A 14,965-nucleotide genomic window follows, 5' to 3' on the forward strand; every position below is an offset into this window, starting at 1 on the left:
CGTTCCTGGCTTAGCTGTCCCGGGCAATAACGAAGCGGGCAGCCTGCTTCAAGGTTTCAGCTTTTGAACCATATTCATCCAACGCAGCACAAGCCTGATCCACAAGCTCAGCGGCACGGGATTTAGCCGCATCCAGGCCAAGAAGCGAGACAAAAGTCGCCTTGCCCGCCTCTGCATCCTTCTGCAAGCGCTTTCCTGCCTTTTCGGCATCTCCTTCGACATCCATGATGTCATCCGCGATCTGAAAGGCAAGCCCAAGCGCTTGGGCATATTGGCGCAAGGGGGTGGGATCAGCCTGCGCCAGCCGTGCGCCTGCACAGGCGGACCATTCGATCAACGCGCCGGTCTTGCCCGCTTGCAGTTGCGTAATCTCATCCAGTGTCAGTGGCCCTGCTGCCGTCTCCGCCGCAATATCCAGCGCCTGACCCAGAACCATACCCTGCGCGCCGCTCGCTTTTGCCAGTGTTAGAGTCAGTTCGGCGCGTATTTCAGCATTTCCGACCTCTGGCCGCACGCAAAGCTCAAATGCAAGTGTCTGCAGCGCATCCCCGGCCAGAACGGCCGTCCCGTCATCCCATTTCACATGAACCGTGGGGCGACCGCGCCTCAGGTCATCATCATCCATGCAGGGCAGGTCGTCATGAACCAGCGAGTATGCATGCAGCGCTTCGATCCCCGTCGCTGGCCAGATCGCCCGAGCCGCATCGATGCCATGCAACCGAGCACTTTCCAGCACCAGAAACCCTCGCAGACGCTTGCCGCCTTGCGTGGCATAGGTCATCGCGCGGGTCACATCCAGTTCATCCAGCGCGCTCAGAACCAGATCAAAATGGCTCTGAATCAGCGCGGCATCCTGTGCCAGCTTTTCACGAAACATTTACTGACCTTCGACAGGCGTCGTCCCGGTTGGCTGGCCATCTGCGTCCAAAGTGATCGCGGCCACCTTTTCCTCGGCGCGCTTCAGCTCATCCTCACAGCGTTTCTTCAACGCCGCACCCCGCTCATACAAAGCGATCGACTGATCCAGCGCCACATCCCCTCGTTCCAGCTGGCCCACCACGGCCTCAAGCTCTTTCATCGCCTGTTCAAAGGTCATCTGTTCGACTGGGGTATCGGTCATTGTGCTGCCTTCATCAATTCTTCCACATGGGCGCGTGTCGCCTCGGCCAATGCGTTCAGATCATACCCGCCTTCCAGAGTCGAGACGATACGCCCATCACACACTTCATCAGCAATCTTGCACAGCTCCGCCGTGATCCAGGCGAAATCACCCGTGGACCAGTTAAGATTTGCCAACGGATCATCCTGATGGGCATCAAACCCGGCGGAGACAATAATTAGTTCCGGCTTGAAAGCGCGCAGTCGTGGAAAAGCTTGCGCCTCATAAGCGGCTCGCATCTCCGCTCCGCCTGTGCCCGGTGCCAAAGGAATATTCAAAACCGTCTCATAAGCGCCGGTTTCGTCAGTACGGCCAGAGCCGGGCCATAACGGCATCTGCTGACTGGTGATCACCAGCGCGCGCTTTTCGTCCCACAGCAAATCCTGCGTGCCATTGCCATGATGAACATCGAAATCCACCACTGCCACGCGGTTCAACCCGTGATGATCCAGTGCATGCTTTGCAGCCAACGCGGCATTGCCAAACAGACAGAACCCCATGGCCGCTTCCGTCTCGGCATGGTGGCCTGGCGGTCGTATCGCACAGAACGCATTCGGTGCTTCACCGCCCAGTACCAGATCGACTGCTCGCACCACCGCACCTGCCGCGCGATAGGCCGCATCAACAGATCCTGGAGACATGAATGTATCCCCATCAATCTGCTTGAACCCATCCGAGGGCCTTTGGTCAAGAATATCACTGATATGGCTCTGCGGATGAACTCGTAGCAAATCATCATCCGCCGCCAACGGCGCTGTCACACGCTGCAAATCCAAATCCTCAAGCGCATGAAGGATATGTTCCAACCGCGCCACCCGCTCTGGATGCCCCTCCGGTGTCGCATGGTTCAGGCAATCTGCGTGGGTCAGCAAAGCGGTTTTCATCAGGATCCCATCTTCATCTGGCTAAAAATATCCTCGCCCAAGGCCTAAAAACGCCGCGCAGCGGCTCATCAGTCCGGCGCCAGCATATAGCCCGCACCGCGCACAGTCTGCAGATACCGAGGTTGTTTCGGATCCTGCTCCAGCTTCCGACGCAAGCGGGTGATCTGCACGTCCACCGCACGTTCCTGCGCCTGTCCCTTGTCGCGCCCCAGGTCCTCGACCAGCTTGGCACGGCTAATCGGTTCGCCGGGCTGGGCCGAGAATATCTTCATCAACTGGCTTTCCGTTGCAGTCAGGCGCACTGGGTCTTCGCCCTGCCACATCTCTCCCCGCTCGATATCGTAGCGAATTGGTCCAAGATGCAGAATCTTGGCCACTGCGTCGTGCGCGGGCGTTTCCGGCATCCGGCGCAGAATGGCATTGATCCTAAGTAGCAACTCTTTGGGTTCGAACGGCTTCGCCAAGTAGTCATCCGCTCCGGCTTCCAAACCAGCAATCCGATGCTCGGTTTCGCCCTTTGCCGTCAGCAACAAGATCGGGGTGGAATGCGTTTCGCGCAAGGCCCGGGTCAGGCTGACGCCATCCTCGCCGGGCATCATCACATCCAGCACAATCATATCAAAATCCAACCCTGACAACACCCGCCGCGCATGGGCCGCGTCGCGCGCAGAAGTCACCAAGAACCCGCTGCGCATCAGGAATTTCTTGAGCAAATCGCGAATGCGCTCGTCATCGTCGACGATCAGAAGATGGGCGTCCATTTCGCTCATGAAGTCGTATCCCGCAGTTTTGTATATGCACGACGCATATCAGCATCCATCATCGCTTCAAGCACTTTGCGAAACCCGGCCACTGCTTCGGGGCCCGCATCTTTGTAGGCCGCGCGCATCCGGGCGCGCTGGGCGTCGGAGAGTTTGGCCTCTAACGCCTTCCCCTTATCCGTCAGAAATAGGTGGCGTTCACGTTTGTCCACTGTTCCGACTCGGCTTTCGACCAGACCATCTTCGATGAGGCTACGCAGAACGCGGTTCAGCGATTGTTTGGTAACACCCAATATGGCCAGCAGGTTGTTGACCGTTGTCCCCGGCGCGCGGTTGATGAAGTGGATGGCCCGGTGATGCGCCCGACCATAGGCCAATTCAGTCAGGATACGATCAGGATCGGCGGTAAAACCGCGATAGGCAAAAAACATAGCCTCAATGCCCTGCCTCAGTTGCTCATCTGTCAGAAACAACAGGCTTTCTCCGCCAAATACCGGGGCGGGACGGATGTCGGACATGTCGGACCTCATACTCAGTATGATCTGACTTTATGTCAGCCTTATTGACATTCCAAGAGCGCACAGGTATCGAATCGCAGTTTTTGCGCAACATTATGTCCGGATCGGACTTAATTGGCGCAACATTTGGAAATACAGCCCGGCTCAGGAGGTTTCGCATGGCGGGATATGACGATCGCGACGGTGTCATCTGGATGGATGGCGAACTGGTGCCCTGGCGCGAAGCCAATGTGCACATTCTGTCCCACGCGATGCACTATGCGTCCTCCGTGTTTGAGGGTGAGCGCGCCTATAACGGTAAGATCTTCAAAAGCCGCGAACATTCGGAACGCCTGATTGCCTCGGCTGAGGCGCTGGATATGCCGATGCCCTACTCGGTCGATGAGATCGAGGCCGCCAAGGAAGAGGCGCTGAAAGCTAGCGGACTTCAGGATGCTTATGTGCGGGCGCTGGTCTGGCGTGGCTCGGGCGAGGACATGGGTGTCGCTTCCGCCAAGAACCCCGTTCGGATGGCCATCGCTGTTTGGCCTTGGGGTGCGTATTACGGTGATGCCAAGATGCAAGGTGCCAAGCTGGACATCGCCGAATGGAAACGACCCAGCCCGGAAACCATTCCGGTACATGCCAAGGCAGCGGGTCTTTACATGATCTGCACCATTTCAAAGCATAAGGCCGAAGCTAAAGGCTGCTCGGACGCTTTGTTCATGGATTACAACGGAAACGTGGCCGAGGCGACGGGTGCCAACGTCTTCTTCGTCAAGGATGGTGAAGTGCACACCCCACTGGCCGATTGCTTCCTAAACGGCATCACCCGTCAGACGGTCATCCAGATGCTGAAAGACAAGGGCGTCACTGTCCACGAACGCCGCATCAGACCCGAAGAAATGGCAGATTTCGAACAGTGTTGGCTGACTGGCACAGCGGCCGAAGTCACGCCGGTCGGGCAAATCGGTGACTATACGTTTGAAGTAGGCGAGCTGACCCGCGAAATCGCCGAAGACTACGAAAAGCTGGTCCGCGCGTAAGTTAATACCGCTTTGAACCCCCGCTCAGGCGGGGGTTTTGATCGCAGGTCGTGCAAATTTTTGTGCAGATCGTCCCGAGATATGGACGCCTGCGTGTGAGACCGTATTCTTGATCTATGTTGGATCTTCTCAGCGATATTCTCACCCGCCTGTCTCTTCGTGGTACATTTTACTTTCGCACATCCTTTACCCCTCCGTTCGGGATACAGGTGCCGAGCTACGAGAACGTGGCCCGCTTTCACTTTGTTCAGCGCGGTGAGCTTAAGGTTTACCTGTCTGCAACTGGCGAGACGCTGCGGTTGCGGCAGGGCGACCTGATCTTGATCCCACATGGCGCGTCACACGCGCTGCTGTGCAACGAGGTCAAACCCTATGACGCTCTGCCACTTGAGCAGGTGTTGGATCAGTCCGGCTACAACGGCGACGGTGTGCTGGTCTATGGCGGGGCGGAAGAAGAACGCGATACGCAGCTGATCTGCGGTCATTTCTCGTTTACGGGACCCGCCGGTCGGAAAGGGACTGGGCATATGCTGATCGATCGGCTGCCGCCCTATATTCTGATCGAGAATTACGGGGAGGACGCTGGCACCTGGATTGAGGCGACCCTGCGCATGATCGGATCAGAGGTGTCCGGCGCACGCATTGGCGGCGATTTAATTGCTTTGAAACTGTCTGAAGTGCTGTTTGCGCAAGCAATACGGGCCTATCTGGAACACCAAAGCCCGGATGATGCCGCGCTGGCCGGGTTTGCCGACCCGCGCATCTCGCGGGCGCTGACGGCATTTCATCAGTCCCCCGCACAGGAGTGGAGTGTTGCCTCACTCGCGCGCGAGGCAGCGATGTCGCGCACCGCGTTTGCCCAGCTTTTTGCCCAGAAGATGGGAACAACTCCGATACAATATCTGACAGATTGGCGGATGCAGATAGCCTGTCATGGGTTGACCGAAAACCGCTGGAATGTTGCGGATGCGGCTGCCGAGGTGGGGTATGCCTCTGAGGCCGCGTTTTCGCGCGTGTTCAAGAAGCAGGTTGGCGTATCTCCCGCCGCCTATCGGGCACTGCACTGAACGTTTAGTATTTCGAACGATCTGCAAAGTTTATCAAACGACCAAGTATACTCCGTTCGGATCGCTGCTCCTATCCTTTAGCCATCACTGATTAAGGAAAGGAAGTTGAAATGTCCCTGCGTTTTGTCACCCGCTCTGTCCATGCGTATCTCGACTACCCAGTTGCGATTGCGCTGATGGTGTTGCCCTTTGTTCTAGGGCTTGGTCAGTCCAACCCCTTGGCACTCTGGCTGTCCGTGTTTACAGGCGTGGCCGCCTTCGTATTGACTATTCTGACAGATCATCATCTCGGAATCTGGAGGGTGCTGTCCTACAAGTTCCACCTCGCTGTAGATCTTCTTGTTGGTATTGCCTTTCTGATGGCGCCCAGCCTGCTTGGATTTTCCGGCATTGACGCCCTGTTCTACTGGATAAACGGTGCCGCTGTTGTCGCGGTCATATCGCTTAGTGCGCCCGAAAAAGATGTTGTTGTCTGACCGAATACCAAATCTGTAAATCATTGATGGGCCGTGCGGATTTCTGCGTGGCCCTCTTCCTTTTTCGGCTCTAATAAGGCGATTTGCCCAAATTGAGTTGGCGATGATGTAATCGAATTTAGGGCTTGAAATTTCCGATTAAAACAATCAGATATAATGCAACGCCAGATTTTGATATCAAGCTCCAGGTTCTGGGGCGATCTGTAGGCTCAGCTTGTGCAGATGTGAAGGCCTGCCATCGCCCCGGAAACGACCACAAAGAGGCTGCGATTGCGCGAACGTTTCGAAGAATTGATGGGCGATCCCTGTTGCGCGTCATGTGATTGCGATGCGCTGACCTCAGATGTCGCCGCTTATCTTGATCACAAGACCTGTGATGCCGAACGTTGTCGCAAGCTCGAGGAACACCCCGTCGTGACACCTGAGCCTGTCAGGCGCGCATCACTGCGCGCGCTGAATGAAGGGGAAGTGCGGGTTTAGAAATCCACACCCCGCTGGGCTTTGATACCGGCCTGAAACGGATGCTTCTCTTCGGTCATCTCGGTCACCAGATCCGCATATTCGCGCAAAGCTTGGGGTGCATCCCGGCCTGTCAGGAATACGCTGGTTTTGTCCGAACGGGCCTTAAGACCGTCAATAACAGTCTCTACTGAAAGGTATTCATAGCGCAGCGCGATATTGATCTCGTCCAAAACAACAAGATCATAGTCGCCGCTTTTCATCAGATCACACGCCTTGCCAAAGGCTGCCGTCGCGGCAGCAATGTCACGTTCGCGGTCTTGCGTATCCCAGGTGAAGCCTTCGCCCATTGTGTGCCAGGTGACCAGATCACGCTCTTCAAAGAACCTGCGCTCACCCGTCTTCCATTTGCCTTTGATGAACTGAACCACAGCCACTTTCTGACCCCAACCCAAGGCGCGAATTACTACACCAAATGCGGCCGAGGACTTGCCCTTGCCCTTGCCGGTGTTGATCAGCACCAATCCCCGACCGGGATCAACCGCTTCCGAGACTTTTTTGCGGTGCTTCGCCTGCACCTCTTGCATTTTTTCTTTGTGGTTTTGTGCGTCGCTCATTGGGAAACCTCATGGGAGTATCGCGCCCTAAACTAGGGGAAGTTTGCAAAAGGTAAAGTCACGCTTTGGGGTCGGTTACAGACCGCGCCTTGGTCCGATCGAGTCCAAGTTGGCGTTCGCGTAGGATGACTACGACATTGCCGGCAATCACCAGCGTCGCGCCGCCCAGCATCACCAGGGTCGGAAGCTCATCAAACCAGATATAACCGATGATGATGGCAAACAGCATCGTCGTATAATCGTAAGGCGCCAACATTGAGGCTTGGCCGAATTTGTACGAGGATGTCACGAGAATCTGCGCCACTCCGCCGATCAAGCCCATTGTGACCAGCAATGCAGCTTGTTCCCAGCTTGGGACAACCCAGCCCCAAAACACCGATAGGCTTGAAAGCAAAGTTGCCGTGAGCGAAAAGTAGAACACAATCGCAGCTGGATGATCCACCTGCACAAGTTGCCGAATGTGTATCTGAACAAAAGCGCGCGCGACAGTAGCCGCCAATACACAGAGCGCGCCGATCATTGCGGCGGTTTCAGCAGTACCCGAGCCCAGGCGCGGCCAGATCATGATCAGAACGCCGACAAGACCAAGCGCAACGGCGCCGATGCGGATCATTCGTATCCGTTCACCCAACATGATTGCGGCCATGATCAGCGTGAAGATAGGGGTGGCATAGCCGATGGCCGTGACCTCGGGCAAAGGCAGCAGGCTAAGTCCGGTAAAGGTCAACCCCATGGCCGACGTGCCCAATACACCGCGCCAGAAATGGCCCATGGGCTTCTTTACGATGAAACCTTGCGTCAGCTCTCCGCGCCATGACAACCAAGCAATGATGACCGGAATGGCGAAGAGCGAGCGGAAAAACACCATTTCGCCCGGAGGGAAATCATCCGACAGCGCCTTGACCAAGGCGGACATTACTGTGAACAGCACCAGCGCACTGAGTTTCAGCGCCACGGCTAATGCCGGACGATGCGATGTTAAGGATTTCGCCATGGCGCGAACCTGCGCTTTCGCGCGCAAAAGATCAACGATGGGATTGTACCAATCAGACAGATTTCCAGTTGATTGGGAGTGGGTGCCCGATTTCTTCCGAGAATATCTCAAGAAACCCGAGCATTTGAGTAACCCGCTTGTGCGCTAAATCACGTCCGCCATCAGTCACCATTTCAGCTGGCAGATTCAGCAGCTTGGTCTTCCAATGGTCAATTGCAAATTTCTGATCATCCAAGACGCGGTCTTCGGCGAAGGGATCGGCGATATCATATAACGCCCGCCCCAACGCTCCCGACACGGCGAAGGTGCGGGCAATCCCGATCGCGCCAAGTGCGTCCAGTCGATCCGCATCCCGCAGGATACATGCCTCGGGCGATTCAGGAGGGATGTTGGCGGAGTAGCTGTGCGCAGCAATGGCGTGTTGCGTGTTGCAAATTTCCGAAGCCGCAAAGCCAAGTTCTGCAAGAATAGGCTCTGATTCAGTGGCCGATTGTTGCGACGCCAGATGCCGGTTGGGATCGTCCTTGGGCAGATTGATCAGATCATGCAGATAACAGGCGGCGAGCAATACACGCTGGTTGGTGCGCTGGTCAGCAATAGTCTGAGCGATTAACCAAACCCGATCCAGATGCGCCAGATCATGCGCTGGATCGGTCAGCATTCGCTGCGTGACGACCGCCCGAAGCGCCGCGCGATGATCAGCCAATCCGTCCACGGTTCTCGCCGATCTGGCCGCGATGTAGAAGCAAGTGATCGAGGATTACACAGGCCATCATCGCCTCACCCACCGGCACGGCGCGGATGCCAACGCAGGGATCGTGGCGTCCTTTGGTAATGATCTCGGTCTCTTCACCGGATTTGGTGATGGTTTTGCGAGTGGTCAAGATCGACGAGGTCGGCTTGACCGCAAACCGCACGACGACGTCCTGCCCGGTGGAAATGCCGCCCAAAATGCCACCTGCATGGTTCGAGCTGTATTGCGGGCCGTTCTGACCCATAAAGATTTCATCAGCGTTGGCTTCGCCGGTCAGTTCTGCTGCCGCCATACCCTCGCCAATCTCGACGCCTTTTACGGCGTTGATCGACATCATGGCAGCGGCCAGATCAGTGTCTAACTTTGCGTATATTGGTGCGCCCAGCCCCGCAGGGACGCCACGCGCCACGACCTCAACTACCGCGCCGACCGAGTTTCCGGACTTGCGCAGATCATCGAGATAGACCGCCCAATCCTCGGCAGATTTAGCGTCCGGTGTCCAGAACGGGTTTTGTTCGATCTGCGACCAGTCGAAATTGGCACGGTCGATTTTGTGCGGGCCGATCTGCGTCATATAACCGGTGATCTGCACATTCGGGGCGATCTGCCTGATTGCTTCGCGCGCTAATCCTCCGGCGGCGACGCGCGATGCCGTTTCCCGAGCCGAGCTTCGGCCGCCACCGCGATAATCGCGAATACCGTATTTCTGCCAGTAGGTAATATCAGCGTGACCAGGGCGGAACTTGTCCATGATGTCGCCGTAGTCTTTCGAGCGCTGATCGGTGTTCTCGATCATCAATTGTACAGGCGTGCCGGTGGTCTGGCCTTCGAAAACACCGGACAGAATTTTGACCTGATCGGGCTCGCGTCGCTGGGTCGTAAACTTGTTCTGCCCTGGTTTGCGCTTGTCCAGCCAGTGCTGGATCATAGTCTCATTGATTTGCACACCCGGTGGGCAGCCGTCGACGGTGGCCCCCAATGCAGGGCCGTGACTTTCACCCCAGGTGGTGACTCGGAAGAGGTGTCCAAAGCTGTTCATCGACATGGGGAGTGCTCCTTTGCGGAACGTGATTAGCGGGCGCGGGGCTTGGCCTCAAGCGGATTTGCGGTCGAGGGTGACCCCGACCGCTAGCTGTCAGGCCGCAGCAGCGATGTGCGTGCGGGTTTCGGTGACCTTTAGGGCCGCCTGTGCGGCTTCGCGCCCTTTTTGCACAAAGTGCTCGCGGTAGATGGCGTTGTGATGATCGGTTTCCTGATATTGATGCGGCGTCAGCGAGACCGACAGCACAGGGACACCGGTATCCATACCGGCGCGCATCAAACCATCAACCACGGCCTGAGCAACAAAATCGTGCCGGTATATGCCCCCATCTACTACAAAGGCTGCACAGGCTATGGCTGCGTATTGACCGGTTTGAGCCAGATCGCGGGCAATCAAAGGCATTTCAAACGCGCCGTGGACGTCAAATATATCGACCTGTTCGGCGGGGATGAGTTGCAAGAACCCATCAAGGGCGCGATCCACGATATCAGAATGCCAATTGGCTTTGACGAAAGAATAGCGGGTGTGTGTCATCATGATCTCCTTAGCAAACAGACACTTCACCCAAGGCGATCACGAGCGGGCACACCGCATTACCGGCGTGCTGCACGTTCTCTTTCATCCGGACTGTAACCGTCGGCTCTGGCCTCTCACCAGATCTGCTGACACCCCGAAGGTCGGGGCCGCTCGCGGGCTTACGGGTCGAGCCCGCATACCGCCGGTGGGGAATTTCGCCCCGCCCTGAGAACGAGGTGGACCTTGCCAATTCGATACTGGTTCTGCAAGAGAAATTGGACGGAGGACCTAAATGCATCCTAACCCTGCCTTTCGCAACGAGGCGTGTGCGCGTCATATCGATTTTGCCCGAGAGCGCGCCTTTGGCGTTCTGGCGGTCTCGACACAAGAAGCTCCGTTGCTGAGCCACGTTCCATTCCTGCTGAGCGAAGATGCCGGATGGGCGGATCTGCATCTGGTGCGGTCAAACCCGATCGTTCGTGCATTGAAGCAGCCGCAATCTGTGCGGATCGCCGTTTCAGGGCCTGATGGGTACATCTCGCCTGATTGGTATGGCGTCGATGATCAGGTCCCGACCTGGAACTATGTTGCGGTGCATCTGACCGGCGTGCTTGAGATGCGCCCCGTGGAAGAGTTGCGAGGCCTGCTGGATCGACAGGCTGCTGATTTCGAGAATCGCCTGTTGCCTAAGCCTCCATGGCTGGCGTCGAAGATGACACCAGATGCGCTGGATCGGATGATGCGGATGATCGTGCCATGCCGACTGACGGTATCGGACATAGATGGCACTTGGAAACTTAACCAGAACAAGCCCGACGTTGCGCGCCAACGCGCCGCTGATCACGTCCAATCTGCTGGGATTGGGGCTGAGGTCGGGACATTGGCCTCGCTTATGCGCGAGGCCAAAATTTAAAAATCACCTAGTTTACTGAGTAGTGAAGGTGGCGAGATAGGCGGCTATGTGATCCGCTCCTTTCTTTAGCTTCACGCTCATATTCGGGCGGGCGGTTTCATCATTCAGATACTGTTTGATGAAGTCGATGGGGTCTTGTGAATAGGCGGCGATGTTTTCTTCGGTCCATACCAGCCCTTCTTGCCCGGCACGGATCATGTCATCGGTAAACATGCCAATGGGCAGACGCTCGCTTCCGTTCAGATAGTCGTTTTCAGTCCCGGCCACGCGACCAACCACGCCATAGAGATTCGGCCCCGTGATTCCGCCTTTAACCAAAACTTCGCCATCTTTGATGATCGCGTGGCAGGATGAACATCGGTTATAGAGTTGCTCGCCTTTTGCGGGGTCTCCGGCAGCAATCGCTTGTGCTGTAGTCAGAATCGTAAAAAGACACGCAGTTACGGCAATTTTTGGCATTGGAATTCTCCGGCTACTTGGTGATTTCCTTCGGCCTTTCGCGTATTCCTACAATGAGTGCAATCGGAATTGGATATTCTGCTATATCTTTGAAATATCTATTTTAAATTAACAATTTAATCTCATCATGTTCGCGTTAACTTGGAAAATATCGTGGCAAAACTCTGGCAAATTCAGTGTCATTTCGACGATCTTAAGAGGGAGTCAAGGTGGATAAACCCGGATGCGCCAATCCGCAGGCCAGCCCCGAATCACACCACATGACCGCCGGACCTAGTGGCTGCCCAGAAGACTAAAATCTACATTTGATATTGAAATTTTACCCTTTCACCGTGACATGATTGCTTAGATGCGGCGTATTGCGCGTTTAAGAGCGCTGGACGAACTCTATTCTCCCCGATAGATACCCCCTTTAAGACGCCGCAGTTCATGCGGTGCGCGAGCTATATGCCCGTTCGCGGGCGCCAGACAATTCGGAGATAACCTCGTGTCCCACGCTGAAGACCACGAAGGCACCCGCAGAGATTTTCTGTACTACGTCGCTGGCGGCGCAGGTGTCGTTGCGACGGGGGCTGCCGTTTGGCCCCTGGTAAATCAAATGAATCCCTCGGCAGACGTTCAGGCGCTGTCCTCGATCCGTGTTGACGTCAGCGGGGTTGAGACGGGCACGCAGCTGACCGTGAAGTGGTTGGGCAAACCTGTTTTCATCCGTCACCGAACTGGTGCCGAGATCCAGGAAGCCAAAGAGCAGGACGCCGAAGGCGTGGATGCTCTGCCTGATCCGCTGGCGCGTAACTTCAATATTGCAGCCGATGCACCGGCAACTGACGCCAACCGCGTCATGCCGTCGCCCGAAGGCGAAGCGCCGGGTGCATGGATCGTTCAGATGGGCGTCTGTACTCACCTTGGATGTGTGCCGCTGGGCGATGCCGGTGATTTCGGCGGCTGGTTCTGCCCCTGCCACGGTTCGCACTACGATCTGGCCGGCCGTATCCGTAAGGGCCCCGCGCCCGAGAACCTGCCTGTCCCACCCGCTGAATGGGTGGACAACAGCACAATCAAACTCGGCTAAGGGAGACCCAACTTATGTCCGGAATTCCCCACGATCATTACGAGCCGAAGACAAGCGGCGAAAAGTGGCTGAACAGCCGCCTGCCGATTGTCGGCCTGCTGTATGATACCCTGATGATCCCGACCCCAAAGAACCTGAACTGGATGTGGATTTGGGGTATCGTTCTGACGTTCTGTCTGGCGCTGCAAATCGTCACCGGTATCGTTCTGGTGATGCACTATACCCCGCATGTCGATCTGGCCTTTGCCAGCATCGAACACATCATGCGCAACGTGAATGGCGGCTATATGCTGCGGTATCTGCACATGAACGGCGCGTCTCTGTTCTTTGTTGCGGTCTACATTCACATTTTCCGCGGCCTGTTCTACGGCTCGTACAAAGCCCCGCGTGAGATCACGTGGATCATCGGTATGCTGATCTACCTGATGATGATGGGCACTGCCTTCATGGGTTACGTTCTGCCCTGGGGCCAGATGTCCTTCTGGGGTGCGACCGTGATCACCGGCCTGTTTGGAGCGATCCCGTTTGTGGGTGACGCGATTCAGACCTGGCTGCTGGGCGGACCTGCGGTGGACAACGCCACGCTGAACCGTTTCTTCTCTCTGCACTACCTGCTGCCTTTCGTTATCGCAGCGCTGGTCATCGTGCATATCTGGGCCTTCCACACCACTGGCAACAACAACCCTACGGGTGTTGAAGTACGCCGTGGTTCGAAAGCCGAGGCCGAGAAAGACACGCTGCCGTTCTGGCCCTATTTCGTGATCAAGGACCTGTTCGCTCTGGCCGTCATTCTGGTCGTGTTCTGGGCCATCGTGGGTTACATGCCGAACTATCTGGGCCACCCGGATAACTACATCGAAGCCAACCCGCTGGTCACACCTGCGCACATCGTTCCTGAATGGTACTTCCTGCCGTTCTACGCGATTCTGCGTGCGTTCACCGGCGAGGTCTGGGTCGTTCAGTTCGCCAGCTTCATCACCGGCGGCATCATCGATGCCAAGTTCTTCGGTGTTCTGGCGATGTTCGGTGCGATCCTTGCAATGGCTCTGGCACCTTGGCTGGACACATCGACCGTGCGTTCGGGCAAATACCGCCCGATGTTCAAATGGTGGTTCTACCTGCTGGTCATCGACTTCTTTGCCCTGATGTGGCTGGGTGCGATGCCCGCGGAAGAACCCTATGCGACCTTCTCGCTGATCGCGTCCGCCTACTGGTTCGCATATTTCTTCGTGATCCTGCCGATCCTTGGTGTGATCGAGAAACCTCTGGCACAGCCGGAAACCATCGAAGAAGACTTCAACGCGCATTATGGCAAGGCTGACGCCGACGCCACGCCGGCCGAGTAAGAAGAGGGACCGGAATCATGTTCAAGAAACTTGCAATCGGTGCCGCGTTTGCTCTGGCCCTTGCGCCCGCCTCGACCTTTGCGGCAGGTGGCGGTGAGCAGCACATCGAGGACTTTGACTTTTCGTTCGAAGGTCCGTTTGGCACCTGGGATCAGAACCAGCTTCAGCGCGGTCTGCAGATCTACACCGAGGTCTGCGCGGCGTGCCATGGTCTGCAATACATACCGCTGCGGACGCTTGAGGATCTGGGATATTCGGAAGAACAGGTCATCACCTATGCGGCCGATAATTTCGAAGTGTTTGATCCCGAGCTGGACGATTTCCGCCCGGCAATCCCGACCGACCACTTCCCGGCCAATACTGGCGTTGGCGCACCGGACCTGAGCTTGATGGCGAAGGCCCGTGCCGGATTCCATGGCCCATACGGCCTGGGGATTAACCAACTGGTCAAAGGCATGGGTGGTGCGGAATATATCGCATCATTGCTTGACGGCTATACCGGCGAAGAGAAGGAAGAGGCGGGCACGGTTCTTTATGAGAACAAGGCCTTCCCGGGTGGCTGGATCTCGATGGCACCGCCATTGGCCGAGGATCAGGTCGAATTCGCAGATGGTCATCCAGCAACGGTTGAAGCCATGTCGGAAGACGTTGCGGCCTTCCTGATGTGGACCGCTGAGCCAAAGATGATGGGCCGCAAGAATGCCGGGTTCGTCGGTGTTCTGTTCCTGACGGTTCTGTCTGTGCTGCTTTATCTGGTGAACAAGCGCCTGTGGGCGCCCCACAAGGGCAAGATCCGCAAGGACTAATATCCAACCGGATTGTCTATTAAAGGACCCCCGCACCTTTCGGTTGCGGGGTTTCTTCTTTGGTGCCTACTAGAATTCAGGCCACGAGTTCCCAGAT

The 14,965-nt window shown here is 56.4% G+C and carries 19 protein-coding genes and 1 riboswitch; of the genes, 8 read left to right on the forward strand and 11 right to left on the reverse strand.

The features are described from left to right. Positions 1 to 10 precede the first annotated feature (10 nt). From G7G_RS0119405 to G7G_RS0119425, 5 genes are all read right to left on the reverse strand, one after another. On the reverse strand, positions 11 to 877 hold the full coding sequence (locus G7G_RS0119405; RefSeq protein ID WP_010443126.1) for a polyprenyl synthetase family protein: 867 nt from the start codon (positions 875 to 877) through the stop codon (positions 11 to 13). Then, entirely contained in the window at positions 878 to 1,120 is a 243-nt protein-coding gene (locus G7G_RS0119410) for an exodeoxyribonuclease VII small subunit (protein WP_010443127.1), read from the reverse strand. It abuts the gene before it with no gap. Further along, positions 1,117 to 2,043 carry a histone deacetylase family protein gene (locus G7G_RS0119415; RefSeq protein WP_010443128.1) on the reverse strand — a complete coding sequence of 309 codons (927 nt, stop codon included), beginning with the start codon at positions 2,041 to 2,043 and terminating at the stop codon, positions 1,117 to 1,119. Before G7G_RS0119415 ends, G7G_RS0119410 begins: the two co-directional genes overlap by 4 nt. A gap of 68 nt (positions 2,044 to 2,111) precedes the next feature. Beyond that, positions 2,112 to 2,813, reverse strand: a complete 702-nt coding sequence (locus G7G_RS0119420) for a response regulator (protein ID WP_010443129.1) — start codon at positions 2,811 to 2,813, stop codon at positions 2,112 to 2,114. Further along, positions 2,810 to 3,322, reverse strand: coding sequence for a MarR family winged helix-turn-helix transcriptional regulator (locus G7G_RS0119425; RefSeq protein ID WP_010443130.1), 513 nt, complete (start codon positions 3,320 to 3,322; stop codon positions 2,810 to 2,812). Before G7G_RS0119425 ends, G7G_RS0119420 begins: the two co-directional genes overlap by 4 nt. A 158-nt stretch (positions 3,323 to 3,480) precedes the next feature. On the opposite strand from G7G_RS0119425, the gene G7G_RS0119430 reads away from it, so the two are divergent. The 4 genes from G7G_RS0119430 (at position 3,481) to G7G_RS0119445 (ending at position 6,370) form a co-directional block, all read left to right on the forward strand. Beyond that, entirely contained in the window at positions 3,481 to 4,347 is an 867-nt protein-coding gene (locus G7G_RS0119430) for a branched-chain amino acid aminotransferase (protein WP_010443131.1), read from the forward strand. Positions 4,348 to 4,463: 116 nt separating this feature from the next. Further along, positions 4,464 to 5,414 carry an AraC family transcriptional regulator gene (locus tag G7G_RS0119435; protein WP_010443132.1) on the forward strand — a complete coding sequence of 317 codons (951 nt, stop codon included), beginning with the start codon at positions 4,464 to 4,466 and terminating at the stop codon, positions 5,412 to 5,414. A gap of 110 nt (positions 5,415 to 5,524) precedes the next feature. Beyond that, a complete protein-coding gene (locus tag G7G_RS0119440; protein WP_010443133.1) occupies positions 5,525 to 5,890 on the forward strand; it encodes an SPW repeat domain-containing protein in 366 nt (121 codons plus the stop codon). Positions 5,891 to 6,160: 270 nt separating this feature from the next. Continuing rightward, complete coding sequence (locus G7G_RS0119445; protein ID WP_010443134.1) at positions 6,161 to 6,370, forward strand: hypothetical protein; 210 nt, start codon at positions 6,161 to 6,163, stop codon at positions 6,368 to 6,370. On the opposite strand, the gene cobO is transcribed toward G7G_RS0119445, so the two are convergent. From cobO to G7G_RS0119470, 5 genes are all read right to left on the reverse strand, one after another. After that, positions 6,367 to 6,966, reverse strand: a complete 600-nt coding sequence (cobO, locus tag G7G_RS0119450; protein WP_010443135.1) for a cob(I)yrinic acid a,c-diamide adenosyltransferase — start codon at positions 6,964 to 6,966, stop codon at positions 6,367 to 6,369. The genes G7G_RS0119445 and cobO overlap by 4 nt on opposite strands. Positions 6,967 to 7,024: 58 nt before the next feature. Further along, entirely contained in the window at positions 7,025 to 7,960 is a 936-nt protein-coding gene (locus tag G7G_RS0119455; RefSeq protein ID WP_010443136.1) for a DMT family transporter, read from the reverse strand. Between the two features lie 52 nt (positions 7,961 to 8,012). Then, positions 8,013 to 8,675, reverse strand: a complete 663-nt coding sequence (locus G7G_RS0119460) for an HD domain-containing protein (protein ID WP_010443137.1) — start codon at positions 8,673 to 8,675, stop codon at positions 8,013 to 8,015. Further along, the gene (aroC, locus tag G7G_RS0119465) at positions 8,659 to 9,759 is read right to left on the reverse strand and encodes a chorismate synthase (RefSeq protein WP_010443138.1); all 1,101 of its coding nucleotides are present in this window, start codon (positions 9,757 to 9,759) and stop codon (positions 8,659 to 8,661) included. The genes G7G_RS0119460 and aroC overlap by 17 nt, the downstream gene beginning before the upstream one ends. Before the next feature lie 90 nt (positions 9,760 to 9,849). Then, positions 9,850 to 10,290: a 6,7-dimethyl-8-ribityllumazine synthase gene (locus tag G7G_RS0119470; protein ID WP_010443139.1), complete on the reverse strand. Its 441-nt coding sequence runs from the start codon at positions 10,288 to 10,290 to the stop codon at positions 9,850 to 9,852. 72 nt (positions 10,291 to 10,362) lie between these two features. Then, positions 10,363 to 10,509, reverse strand: a riboswitch (FMN riboswitch). A gap of 55 nt (positions 10,510 to 10,564) precedes the next feature. On the opposite strand from G7G_RS0119470, the gene G7G_RS0119475 reads away from it, so the two are divergent. Further along, positions 10,565 to 11,185, forward strand: coding sequence for an FMN-binding negative transcriptional regulator (locus tag G7G_RS0119475; protein ID WP_010443140.1), 621 nt, complete (start codon positions 10,565 to 10,567; stop codon positions 11,183 to 11,185). Between the two features lie 12 nt (positions 11,186 to 11,197). Here G7G_RS0119475 and G7G_RS0119480 read toward each other — a convergent pair whose 3' ends face one another. Continuing rightward, positions 11,198 to 11,644, reverse strand: a complete 447-nt coding sequence (locus G7G_RS0119480; RefSeq protein WP_010443141.1) for a c-type cytochrome — start codon at positions 11,642 to 11,644, stop codon at positions 11,198 to 11,200. Between the two features lie 487 nt (positions 11,645 to 12,131). On the opposite strand from G7G_RS0119480, the gene petA reads away from it, so the two are divergent. From petA to G7G_RS0119495, 3 genes are read left to right on the forward strand one after another with little or no spacing between them, the layout of a single operon-like run. Then, positions 12,132 to 12,716 (forward strand): ubiquinol-cytochrome c reductase iron-sulfur subunit, encoded by a 585-nt coding sequence (gene petA, locus G7G_RS0119485; RefSeq protein WP_010443142.1) that lies wholly within the window; start codon positions 12,132 to 12,134, stop codon positions 12,714 to 12,716. A gap of 14 nt (positions 12,717 to 12,730) precedes the next feature. Continuing rightward, entirely contained in the window at positions 12,731 to 14,062 is a 1,332-nt protein-coding gene (gene petB / locus G7G_RS0119490) for a cytochrome b (protein WP_010443143.1), read from the forward strand. A 17-nt stretch (positions 14,063 to 14,079) separates the two neighbouring features. Further along, positions 14,080 to 14,868, forward strand: a complete 789-nt coding sequence (locus G7G_RS0119495) for a cytochrome c1 (protein WP_010443144.1) — start codon at positions 14,080 to 14,082, stop codon at positions 14,866 to 14,868. Positions 14,869 to 14,965: the final 97 nt, after the last annotated feature.

Source organism: Ruegeria conchae, assembly GCF_000192475.1.
Taxonomy (GTDB): Bacteria; Pseudomonadota; Alphaproteobacteria; order Rhodobacterales; family Rhodobacteraceae; genus Ruegeria; species Ruegeria conchae.